Genomic DNA, 15472 nt, shown 5'->3' with positions numbered 1-15472 from the left:
CTCCTTTACTGATGATCCAATAGACGGTTGATATACGCCATCAGTTGTTTAACGGCATGATCAATTTGCGTGCTATTGTCAATCCTGTAGCAATCAGCGAGTAACTTTTGTTCCCGAGTGAGTTGTTGATTCCTAATAATGCGTGAGTCGATGTCATCAAGCGACTCTCGTCCTCTGTCGATAAGACGTTGACGTAAGATGGCCTCATCGACTGTGATCAATACTGGCACTAACTGCTCACGGTATAACGCTCTTGCGGTGGATAAATAGCCACGGGAACCATTAACAATCACCGTTTGCCCTTGTGCCAGCCAAAGGTCTATTTCACGGCCTATGCCATAGCGTAGGCCATTGGCTTGCCAATCTAAGGCAAAGAGCCCTAATTGTTTGCGCTGACAAAATTCCTTTTCGCTCAACTGAATATGATTTTCGCTGCCAGAGTGCCAATCTCGACAGATATAGCGATGAGCAACCATTAGGTTTGGCCGCGCCTGAGAAACGTCAATATGCTGGCGTAACGTGGAGATAATCGAGTCTTTACCACTGCCTGAAGCACCAATTAAATAAAGGATTTTGCTTGTTTTTTTCATCGCTATGTTTCACTTTACAGACGGTTTATCGTGATAATACTCGTCAACATGGATGAGGTTTGGGGTCAAAAAGCACGTTGACCATTTTTCCAAACCTGCTCAATGTGCACATGGTCTTCCTTCGCGCTACTCCAAATTAGATCCGCTTTACACCCTAAATCAATTAACCCTCTGCCGTGTAAACCAACGGCTTTTGCGGGATTAAGACTGACTAGGTTCATCGCTTTTGGAATGTCGTAATCATTATCTTCTAATCGTGCGATTTTAAAAGCCGACTCCAAAAGACTGGCGGGGTAGTAATCGCTGGAGAGAATATCCAATACCCCAGCGGAAGCGAGTTCATGAGCAGCAATATTGCCTGAATGAGAGCCGCCACGAACAACGTTGGGAGCGCCCATTAAAACACTCATACCTTTTTCATGGGCTGCTTTTGCCGCTTTCTTCGTCGTGGGGAACTCAGCAATCACCATGTTGAAATGATGTGATTCTTCAATATGATCAATCGTGGCATCGTCATGGCTGGCAAGAGGAATATGTCGATTGTGACAAGTGTCGCAGATGACTTCTCTAAACAGTGCGCTATAGCGTTGGCTGTCATCCAGTTGGCGAGTAATGAAGGCCTCCATCTCCGCATTGGATAATTTATATTTGCCTTGATAGTACTCACGATATTTCTCTATATTGGCGAACTGACGTTGCCCTGGAGAATGATCCATCACCGATACTAACTGCACGTTCGTTTGCTCTAATAAGGCGTGAAAGTTTGCTAACGTATCTTTATGGCTGACTTCGCAGCGTAAATGCAAGAAATGATCTGCACGTGTTAAACCACGGTCACGGGATTCATTGAGCGCTTCTACCATACGGCTTAGGTTATTTAATCGTTCACTGCCTTCGATGACATCCCCCACCGAGATGGCATCGAACACGGACGTAATCCCTGCGCTAACCATTTGTGCATCGTGCACCTTAAAGGCTTGGATGGCCGGCCAGTTGACGCCGGGTCGTGGAGTGAAATGCTTTTCCATATTGTCTGTATGCAGCTCTATCATGCCAGCGGTTAGGTAACCATTTTCGCAATCTAGTGCCGTAGGCAGTGAAACATTGCCTTGATCTATTTGTGTGATGACCCCTTCATTGATGACTAGGGTGCCTTTGATGATTTCATTTGGTAAGACGATTCGAGCATTGGTTAAGATCATGGTGAGTGCTCCAGCATCAATTTATGTGCGATGGTGTTTGATCATTTGCATGGGAGGTATCGCTATAGACTGAAAAGACCTGATCAGCAACAGCGTCACGAACGTGCGCATCATGAAAGATACCGACGACAGCGGTATTGTTGGCGAGCGCCTTTTTAATCAATTGCACGACGACATCAGCATTTTTTTGATCCAAAGAAGCGGTTGGTTCATCCAGCAATAAAATCGGGTAATCTTGAATGAATCCTCGGGCAATATTGACCCGCTGCTGCTCACCACCCGAAAAAGTGCTGGGGGCAAGTGACCATAGCCGTTCAGGAATATTGAGTTTTTGTAGTAGGTCGGCGGCTCTGTCTTTGGCTTCCTTGTCGGCAACCCCTCGCTCTTTTAGCGGCTGCATGACCACATCCAACGTGGCGATACGGGGAATCACGCGCAGAAACTGACTGACATATCCCATTGTGTCCCGTCTGACGCTTAGCAGCTGGTGGCTAGAGGCTCGGGCTAAATCCAACATCTCTCCTTGATGACGAACGTAAATGGCACCGGAGCTTGGCAGGTAATTGGCGTATAAAGTACGTAGCAAGGTGCTTTTACCTGAACCACTGTCGCCATGCAGCACGGTGCATTGACCGGCAAAAACCTGTAAATCAACCTTGTCTAAAACAGGCAGTTGTATACCGCCTTGATTATGCAAAGTGAAGGTTTTACTGAGCTGCTCCACATTGATCATCGTTGTCATGTTAAATCTACCTTGTTAAAGAGGATTAAGGGGTCAGCACGGAAGACACTAATAATTGGGTGTAAGCATGTTGCGGATCATCGAGTACCTGATCGGTCAGTCCGGTTTCGACTATCTTGCCGTGGCGCATCACCACTAAACGCTGGGCCAGCAAGCGAGCAACCGCCAGATCATGGGTGACGATAATCACTGATAGATTCATCTCGGTAACCAAGGTGCGTAACAGGTCTAACAAGCGGGCTTGTACCGACACATCGAGACCGCCGGTCGGTTCGTCCATAAAAACGACTCTTGGGTGCGTCACCAGATTGCGGGCAATCTGAAGACGCTGCTGCATACCGCCCGAATAGGTGGCGGGTTTATCGTCGATGCGATCCACGTCCAGTTCAACATCTTGCATCCACTTCATGCCTTTTTCGCGGATTTTCCCGTAATGTCGTTCACCGATGGCCATCAGGCGCTCACCAATGTTGGCTCCAGCAGAGACCCCCATGCGTAAACCATCACGGGCGTGCTGGTGGACCACTCCCCATTCGGTTCTTAATAAGTAACGACGTTCGGTTTCTGATAGTTGGTATAGGTTAAGCCAGTTATTTTCTCGGTTGAGATACAGTACCTCGCCATCATTTGGTGCGAGGCGGGCGGATAGACAAGTTAATAATGTGGACTTTCCAGAGCCTGATTCACCCACGATACCTAATACTTCACCGGGATAGAGATCGAAATTAATGTCTTCACAACCTTTTCCTGGGGCGTACAGCTTGGTCAGATTGTTCACTTTGAGTAACGGTGCATTTGAACGATCTTGTTGGAACAACTGGGTATTAGTCATGAGTTTTTTCTCCAGCTTGGGAGGGAGTCGCCTCGTTTTTGCTTACCTGCTGTCGGCAGTAATCCGTGTCTGAACAGATGTAGCTGCGAGTGCCTTGATCATCGATGATGACCTCGTCTAAGAAGCTGTCTTTTGAGTGACAAATTGCGCAACGCTCTTGCCATGTTTGTATTTCAAACGGATGGTCTTCGAAGTCTAAACTTTTGACCTTAGTGAAAGGTGGAATGGCATAAATACGCTTTTCGCGTCCTGCGCCAAACAGCTGTAAGGCTGGCATTTGATGCATCTTTGGGTTGTCAAATTTTGGAATGGGCGATGGGTCCATAATGTATCTATCATTGACTTGCACCGGGTAGGCGTAAGTAGTCGCAATATGGCCGAAATGGGCGATGTCTTCATAGAGTTTGACGTGCATAACGCCGTAGTCTTGTAGGGCGTGCATTTTTCGCGTTTCCACTTCGCTGGGTTCGATAAAGCGCAGCGGTTCAGGAATAGGCACTTGGTAAACGAGAATCTGGTCGGCTTTTAATGGCGTTTCTGGAATACGGTGGCGGGTTTGAATCAAGCTGGCTTCTACGGTGTTTTCCGTTGTCTTGACTCCCGTTAAGGCTTTAAAAAAGGCACGAATACTGACGGCATTTGTTGTGTCGTCGGCCCCTTGGTCAATGACTTTTAGTACATCAGATTCACCGATGAGCGCAGCGGTTAATTGTATTCCACCCGTTCCCCAACCATAAGGCATGGGCATTTCTCGGCCACCAAAGGGTACCTGATAACCAGGGATTGCTACGGCTTTGAGAAGCGCACGACGTATCATGCGTTTGGTTTGTTCATCAAGATAAGCAAAATTGTAGCCGTCTTTAATGGGCTCAAGAGTGGCTTTGTTTATCGATGTAGTAGAAGAAATGCTCATGCTTGTTCTCCTGAGGCACCTTGTTGTTCGTTATCCATCCTCTCTTTGCGAAGGCGACGTAATAATTCCAACTCAGATTGAAAGTCAACGTAATGGGGAAGTTTTAAGTGAGAAACAAAGCCTGCGGCTTCCACGTTGTCACAATGGGATAAGATAAACTCTTCTTGCTGGGCCGGAGAAACACGCTCTTCTCCGTATTTCTCGGCTTGCAAGGCGCGGTCGATTAAAGCCATGGACAGGGTTTTACGCTCGTTTTGTCCAAAGGCCAGCCCGTAGCCGCGAGTGAACTTAATATCATCGTTTTCTAACTTGCTAAAGCCATTGATCATTTCGCATTCGGTGACTTGCAGAGTACCTATATCGATAGTGAAGCCCAGTTCGTCTGGGGTGATGCTAATGGTGACGTCGCCTGTGCGAATTTCTCCCGCGAAAGGGTGATTTCGCCCGTACCCCCGCTGAGTAGAGTATCCCAGTGCCAGTAAAAAACCTTCATCACCACGGGCGAGGGCTTGTAGTCGAGCACTGCGATGGCAAGGGTAAGCTGGTGGGTCTTGGGTGATGTCAGTGGGTGTGGTTTGTTCATCGATTTCCTCCACCATAAGATTTTCTCGCTCCAGCATTTGCAGTACGCGAGTCATGGCTTCGGCATCATCTTCTTGGCTGGTCGAGGTGATCGTTTCGAGTTCTTCGGGTGTTCGGCCGTCGGCAAGTAAAGTGAAGTCTAATAGTCGGTGTGTATAGTCAAATGTGGAGCCTAGCAGTTGTCCACCGGGAAGGTCCTTAAAGGTGGCTGAAATACGCCGTTCAACTTGCATTTGTGTGGTATCGATTGGATCGCTGCTATAAAAGCGGCTGAGTGTGGTGCGATAGGCACGTAATAAAAAAATGGCTTCAACCAGATCTCCGGCGGATTGCTTGATAGCCAAAGCCGCTAACTGCGGATCATAAATGGAACCTTCAGTCATTACACGGGCAACCGCCAAAGGCAATTGCTCGCTGATTTGTGCCACTGATAATTCAGGAATGTCCAAACTACCACGACGGGTTTTGTCGAGTAATTTGTGTGCGTTGTTTATGGCGGTTTCTCCACCCTTAACGGCAACGTACATTTAAAGTACCTCCACTTGAGTGGTTCGGGGTAGACAAACTAAGTGCGTTTGATCGACGAAGATAAAATCCAAACCAAGTGGAAAAGAGGCATTTCGTTCTCCTGTTTGGTTTGATAAGTAGTCCAATAACGCAAGCGGAAGGTCACTGATAGAAACGAATTTCGCCGTTTCTATGCCAGGCCCAGTGAGGCGTAAATTCACCCCGTTTGAAAGGTCGTCTTTTATGCTGCTGACTTGTACGATCAGGGTACAGCCTGTTTCTGGGTATTCATTTGTTCCTTGCGAAAAGTGTTGAGACAAGTCGGCAAATGATTCCAAATCATCGGGGCAAAGCAAAGCGAATAGGGCTTGTTGGCTTTCGTCAACCATGGACACACCTGTATGAAAATGCAGATTGTGTTTTATATTCGTGGTATGAAAATGGGGTGATAGCCAAAGCGGTGTTTGCTGGTCTAGCATGGCTTGGCATATGGCGAAGGTGCTGGCATTGAGATGATCGATGGGTTCAGGTGAAATCACTGAAACCAGAGAGCCGGGCTCGCTCATGGCTTTGAGTAATTGTCGAAAAACTATTTGACTGTCATGAATGATATGTTGGAAACCTTTCACTAAGGTAGGTGTGGTCATGGTTAGTCTTCTCCTCTCACTAGAGTAAAAAAGTTCACCTTGGTTTGGGCGACTTCGTTCGCTTTCCTTTTTTTCTGCTCGGCTAAGTGGTGTGCCAAAGGCTGGATAATGTTGGTTATCAAGTCTTGTTGGTAGGCTTGGTCTTGTAGCATGGCATCCAGTTGTGCAGCGCGAGTAGCGTGTTCTTTATTGCGTCCTGCTATGTAGCTGTGACCATAATGACCATTGCTGGAACGCACCACACATCGGGTCATGGTCATATCGCCAAGGTTAAATTGAGACCCGGTACCGCCCATGCGACCACGCACTTGGGTTAGTCCTACTTCGGCTGCGCGGATGGTTTCAAAGCGATGTTTATTGATATAAGTATCTGATAAGGCGATTAACGTTTCTGAACGTGATTTTGCCATTACTGACATCCAATGCTGTCGCGCTTGTTGGTTTGACTCGGTAAGGTTTTCACTTGGCATCATTAAGGCTCCACGCTGTATTCAAAAATATCGCTGCGGCTGATGCTAATTGAATACTCCATCAGCTCACCGCTTTCGATTAGATAATATTGAGAATGAATCTCCATGACTGGAACCCCACGACCAATTTGTAGCTGCTGACATTCATCAAAGGTTGGCATTCGGGCTTTAAGTCGTGTGGTGCCTCGGGTGGCATGAAAGTGATAGTGTGCTTTTAAAAAGCCGTGTAAGGATCCCGATTGGTATTGGCTCATAATCTCTTTGTCGACGCCAAACAAGTGATGTTTGATCAGCGTGGTGGCTTGCTTATTAATAGAGCGACAGGTTTTGATTAACAATACCTCTTGTTTTGTGCTCAGTTTAAGGCGCAAGGCAAGCTCTTGGGGAAGCTTGTATTCACAGCATTCGAGCACCTGAGTGTCTAATGTTAAACCTGCTTTTGAGAGATTGTAGGTAAAGCATGACTGGTTATTTAGGGAGTAATCAATAGCAGGTCGGGTCACTTGATTACCAAGCCCTTGAAATCGTTTTACTAAACCATCTTGTACCAGTTCATCAATAGCGCGACGAACGGTATGCCGATTGACATTAAAGCGACTGGCTAACTTTTGCTCGGCTGGTAGTAAATCACCCGATTCGTACTGATGGTGAATTTCATTTTTTAGTTGTTGGGCAATATCTAAATAAATGGCCATGATGTTCTCATTCATATTTCTTGGTTTGTCTAGACAAATTTATAAGACAAAAAAAGAAACAAATTATGGGTTTGTTGAAATCATGTTAGGGGAGGTTTGTGACGGTTTGGTTATCTAGACAAGTCAAAAAAATGAAGAATACATGACAGTGATTTTTTGCCGAGCAATGAAATAAAGTCAGACTATCCTCTTACTTTTCCTATTTTACTCATGATCAAAGCTTATCTGATATAAGTCATCACCAGACTTTGGCTGTCCCGTTATTATGCCCTTTTAAAGTCTTTTTCGTGTTGTTGTAAAAGGAATATGTATGAAGGTGGGTGGTGTAAAAATTGTCCCAGGAATGATTTCGATCGTTGTGACGTTGGGGATTTGGTTTGTCGTGCCAGTGCCTGAAGGGGTTTCTGCCAACGCTTGGCATTTACTGGCTTTGTTTGTGGGGACCGTCGTTGCGATTATTGGCAAAGTGATGCCCATTGGCGCCATTGCAATTCTGGCGATCACTTTGGTTGCCTTTACTGGAGTGACTAATAATTCCCCCTCAGGTGCGATCAAAGATGCGTTAAGTGGCTTTTCGAACTCGCTTATATGGTTGATCGGTATTGCTATTATGATTTCACGTGGGCTTGCTAAAACGGGGTTAGGGAATCGCATTGGCTATTATTTTATTTCTCTATTTGGCAAGAAAACCATTGGTATTGGCTATGCTTTGGCGATTTCGGAATTAGTGATTGCCCCCGTTACGCCGAGTAATACTGCCCGTGGTGGCGGTATTATTCATCCCATTATGAAATCCATCGCAACCAGTTTTGGTTCTTCACCAGAAGAGGGCTCGTCTCGAAAAATTGGTCATTACTTAGCCTTGGTGAATTACCATATTAATCCGATTACCTCGGCCATGTTTATTACAGCGACCGCTCCCAATCCCTTGATTGTGAAGCTCATATCCGATGCAACTGGAGCGAACATTAGCATCACTTGGGGCACTTGGGCATTGGCGGCTCTTTTGCCTGGCTTAGTGTGTATTGCGCTTGTGCCCTTAGTGGTTTACGCCATTTATCCGCCAGAGGTGAAAAGCACACCGGATGCGAGGGCCTTTGCCAAATCCAAACTCAGTGAAATGGGGGTAATGAGCTACGGTGAAAAAGTCATGGTGGCGGTGTTTGCTCTCCTACTGATCCTTTGGGCCGGTGTACCTGCGATGCTGTTTGGCTCGGCATTTGCCGTTAATACAACCGCAGTCGCTTTTTTAGGATTGTCGGTGCTCTTAGTCACAGGTGTATTAAGTTGGGAGGATGTTCTTAAGGAAAAATCCGCTTGGGATACCGTTGTTTGGTTCTCTGCCTTGGTGATGATGGCCACCTTTTTAAACAAGCTTGGCTTGGTGCATTGGTTTTCCACCGTGGTAGAAAGCAATATTGAGCATTTAGGCTTTGGTTGGGAAATTTCGGTGTTGATCTTGGTGGCAACTTATTTCTATGTGCACTACTTTTTCGCTAGTACGACGGCCCATATCACCGCCATGTTTGCGGCTTTTTACGCTGCGGGTTTGTTATTGGGCGCACCTCCTTTGTACCTTGGTCTATTGCTTGCTGGTGCTTCTTCTTTGATGATGTCACTGACTCACTACGCCACAGGCACATCGCCAATTATCTTCGGCTCTGGTTATGTGTCCATGGAAGATTGGTGGATTATGGGATTCATCATGAGCCTAGTGAACCTCTCGGTTTGGGGCATTGTTGGTGGTCTATGGTGGAAAGTACTGGGTTATTGGTAGAGACCTTTTATGACGGTCGTGCTTGCGGCTTCGTGCAAAGGTCTCTGGTAGGTCATCATTTTGCTTGTAAAGGTTCACGTTTGACTGTATTTCCTTTCTCTACTGGGTAACATGAAGCATTAGCTTTTGGCTTGACGTAGCTGAGGAGAAAGGAACGTGACAAAAAAACAATTTTGGGTGGATCCGTATCAGACTGAACTGACGACGACTATTAGCAAACTGGATGGAAACCAAGTTGAACTTGCCGAAACGATTTTCTATGCGGAGTCGGGTGGCCAAGAAAGTGATGGGGGCACGATTGGCGGTTACCAGGTAGTCAGCGCTGAGAAAAGGGATCAATCGATTCTTTATACGCTAGAGTCGACTGCAGGTTTTCAGATTGGGCAAACCGTTGATGTCAAAATAGATTGGCCAAGGCGATACAACTTGATGCGTCTGCATTTCGCTGCGGAAGTGGTTCTTGAATTGTTTTATAAAGCAATTCCCAATCTTGAAAAAATGGGTGCGCACATTTCAGAATCGAAAAGCCGTATTGATTTTGAGTTGCCAGAAAGCATCTCGCCCATGTTACCCGAGATACAAGCTCAAGCTCAGTCGTTGTTTGATGCTGATTTGCCCATCGAGAAAGACTTTTCGGATGTACAAAAGGGGCGGCGTTATTGGAAGGTCGAACATTTTGCTCAAGTGCCTTGCGGTGGCACCCATATTAACCGCACCTCAGAAGTGGGACGCATCAAACTAAAACGCAAAAATATAGGCAAAGGGAAAGAGCGAGTCGAAATTTATCTGGTATGACCCTATTTGCCGACCCCGTGTTTTGTATTATGTCCTCGATCTTGTTTTAGGTCGTTCTATGGTTCTCTTTTCCTCATAGTGATTGTGTTTGCAATCACTATGAGGAGTGAAGTAATGAAATTAGTGTTGGTTTTGATGTTACTGGCAGTGAGTATGACCAGTAAAGTCATAGCACAAGATGCGGTGGGTTTTGAGCAAATTATTTTGTATCCGGACAGTGATAGACCCTTAAAAACCAGTATTTGGTATCCGTCACAGACGCGTTTTCCAGTAGAGAGAGTCGCTGAAAATGCAGCGTTTATTGGAACGGATGTGGTCCGAATTGGGACGCCGATGACAGGAAATTTTCCGCTGGTGGTCATTTCTCACGGTTATAGCGGGAACTGGCGTAATCAAAATTGGTTAGCAACTAAGTTGGTTCAAGAGGGTTATATAGTCGCTGCCGTTGATCACCCTGGCACCACGACGTTCGACCGCTCACCACAAGCGGCTGCGCAATGGTGGCAACGCCCCCAAGATATATCACGTTTATTGGATTGGTTGTTACGCTCATCCATGTGGCGTCGTAACATTAATCGGCATGATATTACCGCTATAGGACATTCTTTGGGAGGCTGGACTGTGATGCTTTTAGCGGGCGCGCAATTTGATCGAGGCCAGTTGAAGCAGGAATGCATTGCCAAGCCAAATCCTCGAATATGTGGTTTGATGCCTGAATTGGGCTTGGATAAGCCGCAAATCGGTGAGCCAACAGGCAGCCTAAAAGACAAGCGGATCAAGCGAGTCGTTTCGTTGGATTTGGGCCTAGCACGAAGCTTGTCACGTCACAGTTTACAAACTTTGACCACACCCACTCTGATACTCGCCGCAGGTGTTGATATTGGCGATTTACCGCAAGCGGAAGAATCGGGTTTTCTCGCAAAGTATATTCCTAAAAACAGGCGTCATTACATTGTCTATCCTGATGCTGCGCATTTTAGCTTCATTCAGCTTTGTAAACCGGGGGCGATAACGATGATCGACAAAGAAAACCCAGGTGATGGGATTGTTTGTCGAGATGGTAAGGGACGTTCACGAAAGGCGCTGCATCAAGCTATGTATGAGGACATTTTGTCTTTTCTACGTCAGTCCTAATTTATTGACTGTTCGAGCGTCGAAAGGCGCTCGGCGTCTGCGCAGTGACACGGGCAAACTCTCTATTGAAATTGGATTTGGTTTGGAAGCCGGAGTCTAAGTAAATTTGGGTGATAGGCTTATCTGTTGTAATGAGCAGCTGTTTGGCGCGTTCGATACGGTATTCGTTAACCACTTGAGACACATTTCGCCCATAAATTTGATTTATTGCGCTGGAAATCTGGCGTGCGGGAATGCAGGCCTTTCTGGCAAGTCTGTCTAAAGAGAGGTCTGGGTCTAAAAAAACTTCTGTTTTAGTGAGTAAGGTGTCTATTTTATCTATTATGGTTTTCGCTTCGTTGTCGGTTTGCTGATGCGTCCTATTCTTTTGCTCTTCTAACGTGATTTCTTCTTCATTTTCATTGGCTGTTTCCGTCATGCTTGGTGCGATACTTAGGCTAATCCTGATCACTGCGATAGCGAGCATTGGCAATAATATGGCGTGACCTATGGCTAAGATATGAATGGCGTGAACGCCTGCGAAAAGCGAGAAATCAATGGCCAACGCGCCATCAATACAAGCCGACATTAACAACATGGCCCCCGCCACTCGTTCTGCTTTTAGTGCTTGATCAATATCGGATAAACGTACCTGCTCAGGAATGTTGGTTACTCTATATGAGGCTCGAATCAGTGCGACACCGTAACTTACATAGAGTAATGTCAAAAGAGGGTCTAAAGGCGGTCGCCAAAAGGGATAGGTAAGAGAGCCTAAAAAGACAAAAATAGGCGGCAATAGATGCCAAAATCGAAATCGATGACGTTGATAAGCGTTCGCAAAACAGTACCAAGCGGTAACAGGGATGCATGACGCCAAGATGGGTTGGAAAAAACGAAACAGTGGGTAATCAAATGTCCAACGTAGACCAACGACTATTGTCGTTAGGGTGCATAAAGTAATAAAGACAAATGCTGAAGGGGTGGTTTCTTCGCGTCGAATAAACAGCAGAATAGCCAAAATACCTAGCAACAGGGCGACCACAAAAGGTAAGGGAATAGCAATCATCTAAACTCCGTTTCTTATTTCTTTGGTTGCTATTATGACCTAGAAAGTCATCAAGGACGTCCTAGAACCTGATTTAGGACGCTATTGTCACCTCAAAACTCTAGATTTTCATCTTCGATAGGTTTTGTTGGAGAAAAATATGAACGGGTATTTTGATGGGTGGCAGCGTTTTTGGCAATTTTCAGGAAGAGCATCGCGAGAAGCCTTTTTGACCTTCTTTTTGGGGAATATGTTGATCTCTGCGCTGTTTGTTGTTTTGGAAGCCTTCTACCTGACGGCATGGAAAGTTGAAGTCATTTACAGCTTGCTGATTTTGCTTCCCATGTTGTCTTTAACGGTGCGAAGACTGCACGACACGAATCGCTCTGCGTGGTGGTTATTGGTTATCTTAGTCCCTGTGGTTGGCATGGTGCTTTGGCTTATTTTAATGGTTTTGCCGAGTGAACCACAAAGCAATGACAATGCTTATTCACAACATGACACAACACTTTGAGCAGGGAGCACTATATGAAAAATATTAATCATTTATCTAGAGTGTTGTGCATGTGTGTAGCGTTCTTTTCTGTCTCCGCCAGTGCTCATGATGTCAGCAACTCAGGCACTAGACGACAAAAAGAGGCATTACAATCAAACGATATAAAAGCCGTTGTGTACATCAAATCCCCTAAAGAAGGCACATTATTACAACTGAGAGGGATTGCGGGAAAAGGTCAGCTTGTTTTCAGGCAGTCCATCATCGGTCATAAAGACAAAACTGTCTGTTTTTCGACACCAGTCCGATTTGCCGCAGGAGATTTTGGCGGATTTGACATTGGTATTCGTGCAGGCGACCCTATACGTCTGGTAATTTACTCGAATAAGGTATTGAAAAAGCTTATCGCAGGGGAGGAAGTTGTCAGCGAAAATTATGTCATCACCGATCAACGTAATACCCAACTTGGTGATATCAAAATTGCATCCGGTTTAACACTCAGTTATGGCTTTGTACTTAATCCTGGGGAATGGTCCTGGTCGTCCTTTTTCGGGCTTGATAAAAATAAAATAGATTGTAAATGGTTGCGTGCTTCTTAATGTTTCAATGGTGTTAGCAAAATGAACTAACTGAAACATAGCTATGTCAGCAGAGCCAATGGTGGCATCAATGACTTTGCTGAAATAACAGAAATACTTAACCATTATATGATTAATGTTGGTACATTTGATAAATATGGAATGAAAAGTAGGGGAATATATTAGTGCAACTTGGCTGCAAAAAAGTTGTAGTAATATGGTTTTTTGAATACATGTTCGCAATTTTTAACGATAGAGTAAAAGAAAAGGGCAGCCAAATGGTTGCCCTTTTGTTTATCCGATCAGATAAATCGTTGTAAAGTCGCTTATTAATTAAGAGACTTTAGGAATCCCTGTGATGTAACCCACAGCCGCACCATAACGATCTTTGTAATTAGCTCGGACGTATGGATCTAATACATCTTTTACTTTGTCATGCAATGGGCTTTCCCAGTCACCAGGGTGTTGCATGTTGCTCATGATGTAGGTCCAGCCGTTAATTTCGTCAACCGCATGCAGGCCAGTTGATTCTGCGCCTGCTGGGCAAGACATAATGCGTGATAGGTCGCCGCTGTCTACATTATAGGCCCATAGGAAGTTGTTGACATGATTGCCACTGTCTTCTCCAATGAACAAAGTGCGAAGCTTTTCAGAGTACTTGATATTATCTGGGTTAGCGATACGGTCAGCATGGGCTGTATTGCCGATTGCATCGGCAGTTTTTAGGTCTTCCCCTGTTAGGTTGAATGGAGCGTGCATGTGAACCGATACCCATTCGCTGTCAATGCTGTTGCCATCACTGTCTGTTTGACCGCCTGTTAGCTTGTGCTCATATACGGCACCAGCTTTTGGTCCTTGAACATGAATGTCATTGCTGCCATCCGTCATGGTTTTATAGATGTATGACATTGCTGAGTAGGCTTTTTTGTCTTTGATATTGACTGTTGTGCCTTCCATTTTGGTAAAGCCTAAAGAGCCACCAACAAGCGCTGCATAACGGTGTGTTTCCAAGAAGGCCGCTTCTTTTTCCATACCTGGTTTCAGTTTTACCCAGTTTGGTTTGCCGCCGTAGCCAATCTTAGTGAAGCTTGGGTCTTTTGGGTCTTTATGATGGATTTCCATGATATCAGAAGATTTAATGCCTGCATCAACTAGGCGTTTGATTTCATCGCTATTGGCTTCACCCAGTTTGATCCAAGAAATATCGCCCGCACCTGGGCCTTCGTTAGAAGTTTGATGCCATTTTCCTACATATAGCTTACCAGAAGATAAATCACGTGGTTTGTCAGCAATAAACATGAACAGACCACCATTTGTCGCATCGTCACCCATGATGACAGTGCGTTCATCTGGCATGACTTGAACAAGCTCATGAGAAATACGGCCCATGCAGTAATGCTTGGTGATAGACCCTGTACCGTCTTTGTTGACGGTGACTTCTGGCAGGTGACCATAATTATAAGGTGTGGCTTTATTTTCATCGCCGAACAAGTTCTTACTGTAAGCTTTGAAGCGCTTATCATCCATTTTTGATGCGTCTGGCTCATATTCTTCGCTGGAAAGGTGAGTGCCCCATGGTGACAAGCTCGCCCCGCAGGTGATCCATAAACCACCAACACTGGAGGTATCAACATTGTGATATTTCACGAGTTTCAATTCACCCGTTTCTTGGTTTTGATCCAGTGTTAATACGGCAATAGGGGAGGGTAGACGACCGTACATATCGTTACCGCCGCCGTCACGCGAAGTATATTCAAATTGAACCACCGCAAATACTGGTTTGCCGTAAACACCAGGTACGTTTGCACCTTCTACCGTTAATAGACTTGAACCATCTGGACAGTCTGAGAAAAATTGGCGATTACCCGCTGTTGGATCGTTAATTGGACGATTGTTAATATCATAATAACCGCCTGCAACGACTGTTCCGCCTTGACCATCAGGAACTTTATCGCCAGAAATGAAAAAAGGATGGTAGTCAAGTTTAACCAGGCGACTAGAACCATCTTCAAACTTAAGCTGCATTGCCGAATTGATATAGGTTGTCGCCATGGCTGCTGGGTTACTTAACGATGGCGCCGCCATTGGAACAAAACTGACAGAGGCTAATGGGGAGTCTGTGATGTTGTCGGCAAACGCTTTGGAGGTGAATATCCCACCAGCAAGAGGGAGTAAAGGGGCGCCTGCCATAAAACCGAGCATACGACGACGAGTATTATCAACGGACTGGGTCATTTCTTCGTTCCTCATTGAGTCAGGGTGATACCTGATTGATATGTAATAGAAATATCGATCACTGCCCGATCGAATTTATCGTCAAAGAGTAAACCATAGTAAGCATGACAATTTCATGACAATTAATTTACTTTAATGGGGTATTTTTTGTTGTTTGTGCATATTTGTTGTTTTTTCTTGCGTATTGTCTTGTCATAAAAATGCAAGGTTTAGGTTTAAATGTGCAATGGGACTGATTGGATTGTGCTGTTCACGC

The 15472-nt window shown here is 45.4% G+C and carries 16 protein-coding genes; 5 read left to right on the top strand and 11 right to left on the bottom strand.

The window, feature by feature from the left end:
- Positions 1-5 precede the first annotated feature (5 nt).
- The 9 genes from phnN to phnF form a co-directional block, all read right to left on the bottom strand.
- Positions 6-590 (bottom strand): ribose 1,5-bisphosphokinase, encoded by a 585-nt coding sequence (gene phnN / locus AC0VYI_RS13555; protein ID WP_475443518.1) that lies wholly within the window; start codon positions 588-590, stop codon positions 6-8.
- 65 nt (positions 591-655) lie between these two features.
- The gene (gene phnM, locus AC0VYI_RS13550; RefSeq protein WP_475443516.1) at positions 656-1792 is read right to left on the bottom strand and encodes an alpha-D-ribose 1-methylphosphonate 5-triphosphate diphosphatase; all 1137 of its coding nucleotides are present in this window, start codon (positions 1790-1792) and stop codon (positions 656-658) included.
- A 16-nt stretch (positions 1793-1808) separates the two neighbouring features.
- Positions 1809-2534, bottom strand: coding sequence for a phosphonate C-P lyase system protein PhnL (gene phnL / locus AC0VYI_RS13545; protein ID WP_475443515.1), 726 nt, complete (start codon positions 2532-2534; stop codon positions 1809-1811).
- Positions 2535-2559: 25 nt separating this feature from the next.
- A complete protein-coding gene (gene phnK / locus AC0VYI_RS13540) occupies positions 2560-3366 on the bottom strand; it encodes a phosphonate C-P lyase system protein PhnK (RefSeq protein ID WP_475443514.1) in 807 nt (268 codons plus the stop codon).
- Positions 3359-4279, bottom strand: coding sequence for an alpha-D-ribose 1-methylphosphonate 5-phosphate C-P-lyase PhnJ (locus tag AC0VYI_RS13535; RefSeq protein WP_475443513.1), 921 nt, complete (start codon positions 4277-4279; stop codon positions 3359-3361). Before AC0VYI_RS13535 ends, phnK begins: the two co-directional genes overlap by 8 nt.
- Positions 4276-5388 carry a carbon-phosphorus lyase complex subunit gene (locus AC0VYI_RS13530; protein ID WP_475443512.1) on the bottom strand — a complete coding sequence of 371 codons (1113 nt, stop codon included), beginning with the start codon at positions 5386-5388 and terminating at the stop codon, positions 4276-4278. Before AC0VYI_RS13530 ends, AC0VYI_RS13535 begins: the two co-directional genes overlap by 4 nt.
- Positions 5389-6015: a phosphonate C-P lyase system protein PhnH gene (gene phnH, locus AC0VYI_RS13525; RefSeq protein WP_475443510.1), complete on the bottom strand. Its 627-nt coding sequence runs from the start codon at positions 6013-6015 to the stop codon at positions 5389-5391.
- Between the two features lie 2 nt (positions 6016-6017).
- On the bottom strand, positions 6018-6488 hold the full coding sequence (gene phnG, locus AC0VYI_RS13520; protein WP_475443508.1) for a phosphonate C-P lyase system protein PhnG: 471 nt from the start codon (positions 6486-6488) through the stop codon (positions 6018-6020).
- A complete protein-coding gene (gene phnF / locus AC0VYI_RS13515) occupies positions 6488-7180 on the bottom strand; it encodes a phosphonate metabolism transcriptional regulator PhnF (protein WP_475443506.1) in 693 nt (230 codons plus the stop codon). Before phnF ends, phnG begins: the two co-directional genes overlap by 1 nt.
- A gap of 310 nt (positions 7181-7490) precedes the next feature.
- On the opposite strand from phnF, the gene AC0VYI_RS13510 reads away from it, so the two are divergent.
- The 3 genes from AC0VYI_RS13510 to AC0VYI_RS13500 all read left to right on the top strand — a co-directional run bounded on the left by AC0VYI_RS13510 (position 7491) and on the right by AC0VYI_RS13500 (position 10886).
- Positions 7491-8957, top strand: coding sequence for an anion permease (locus tag AC0VYI_RS13510; protein ID WP_475443505.1), 1467 nt, complete (start codon positions 7491-7493; stop codon positions 8955-8957).
- Positions 8958-9113: 156 nt separating this feature from the next.
- Entirely contained in the window at positions 9114-9752 is a 639-nt protein-coding gene (locus AC0VYI_RS13505; RefSeq protein WP_475443504.1) for an alanine--tRNA ligase-related protein, read from the top strand.
- Positions 9753-9866: 114 nt separating this feature from the next.
- The gene (locus AC0VYI_RS13500; RefSeq protein WP_475443503.1) at positions 9867-10886 is read left to right on the top strand and encodes an alpha/beta hydrolase family protein; all 1020 of its coding nucleotides are present in this window, start codon (positions 9867-9869) and stop codon (positions 10884-10886) included.
- Between the two features lies 1 nt (position 10887).
- Here the strand turns inward: AC0VYI_RS13500 and AC0VYI_RS13495 are convergent, their stop codons facing one another.
- The gene (locus tag AC0VYI_RS13495) at positions 10888-11931 is read right to left on the bottom strand and encodes a helix-turn-helix domain-containing protein (RefSeq protein ID WP_475443502.1); all 1044 of its coding nucleotides are present in this window, start codon (positions 11929-11931) and stop codon (positions 10888-10890) included.
- A gap of 139 nt (positions 11932-12070) precedes the next feature.
- Here AC0VYI_RS13495 and AC0VYI_RS13490 point away from each other — a divergent pair, with 139 nt between their 5' ends.
- Together AC0VYI_RS13490 and AC0VYI_RS13485 are read left to right on the top strand one after the other, a co-directional pair.
- Positions 12071-12424, top strand: a complete 354-nt coding sequence (locus AC0VYI_RS13490; protein ID WP_475443500.1) for a DUF805 domain-containing protein — start codon at positions 12071-12073, stop codon at positions 12422-12424.
- A 14-nt stretch (positions 12425-12438) separates the two neighbouring features.
- Positions 12439-13002, top strand: a complete 564-nt coding sequence (locus tag AC0VYI_RS13485; protein WP_475443499.1) for a hypothetical protein — start codon at positions 12439-12441, stop codon at positions 13000-13002.
- A gap of 312 nt (positions 13003-13314) precedes the next feature.
- Here the strand turns inward: AC0VYI_RS13485 and AC0VYI_RS13480 are convergent, their stop codons facing one another.
- The gene (locus tag AC0VYI_RS13480; protein ID WP_199475816.1) at positions 13315-15216 is read right to left on the bottom strand and encodes a PhoX family protein; all 1902 of its coding nucleotides are present in this window, start codon (positions 15214-15216) and stop codon (positions 13315-13317) included.
- Positions 15217-15472 lie beyond the last annotated feature (256 nt).

The sequence above is a fragment of the Marinomonas sp. 63XJN7_9_ISO-PGPR-S23-217 genome, from assembly GCF_056173515.1.
Note: the sequence above shows the minus strand (reverse complement) of the source record. Positions and strands in the feature narration are given on the sequence as shown.

Bases quoted from the DNA above. Each gene is read 5' to 3' on its own strand.
- phnN (WP_475443518.1), bottom strand. From the start codon at position 590: ATGAAAAAAACAAGCAAAATCCTTTATTTAATTGGTGCTTCAGGCAGT.
- phnM (WP_475443516.1), bottom strand. From the start codon at position 1,792: ATGATCTTAACCAATGCTCGAATCGTCTTACCAAATGAAATCATCAAA.
- phnL (WP_475443515.1), bottom strand. From the start codon at position 2,534: ATGACAACGATGATCAATGTGGAGCAGCTCAGTAAAACCTTCACTTTG.
- phnK (WP_475443514.1), bottom strand. From the start codon at position 3,366: ATGACTAATACCCAGTTGTTCCAACAAGATCGTTCAAATGCACCGTTA.
- AC0VYI_RS13535 (WP_475443513.1), bottom strand. From the start codon at position 4,279: ATGAGCATTTCTTCTACTACATCGATAAACAAAGCCACTCTTGAGCCC.
- AC0VYI_RS13530 (WP_475443512.1), bottom strand. From the start codon at position 5,388: ATGTACGTTGCCGTTAAGGGTGGAGAAACCGCCATAAACAACGCACAC.
- phnH (WP_475443510.1), bottom strand. From the start codon at position 6,015: ATGACCACACCTACCTTAGTGAAAGGTTTCCAACATATCATTCATGAC.
- phnG (WP_475443508.1), bottom strand. From the start codon at position 6,488: ATGATGCCAAGTGAAAACCTTACCGAGTCAAACCAACAAGCGCGACAG.
- phnF (WP_475443506.1), bottom strand. From the start codon at position 7,180: ATGGCCATTTATTTAGATATTGCCCAACAACTAAAAAATGAAATTCAC.
- AC0VYI_RS13510 (WP_475443505.1), top strand. From the start codon at position 7,491: ATGAAGGTGGGTGGTGTAAAAATTGTCCCAGGAATGATTTCGATCGTT.
- AC0VYI_RS13500 (WP_475443503.1), top strand. From the start codon at position 9,867: ATGAAATTAGTGTTGGTTTTGATGTTACTGGCAGTGAGTATGACCAGT.
- AC0VYI_RS13495 (WP_475443502.1), bottom strand. From the start codon at position 11,931: ATGATTGCTATTCCCTTACCTTTTGTGGTCGCCCTGTTGCTAGGTATT.
- AC0VYI_RS13490 (WP_475443500.1), top strand. From the start codon at position 12,071: ATGAACGGGTATTTTGATGGGTGGCAGCGTTTTTGGCAATTTTCAGGA.
- AC0VYI_RS13485 (WP_475443499.1), top strand. From the start codon at position 12,439: ATGAAAAATATTAATCATTTATCTAGAGTGTTGTGCATGTGTGTAGCG.
- AC0VYI_RS13480 (WP_199475816.1), bottom strand. From the start codon at position 15,216: ATGACCCAGTCCGTTGATAATACTCGTCGTCGTATGCTCGGTTTTATG.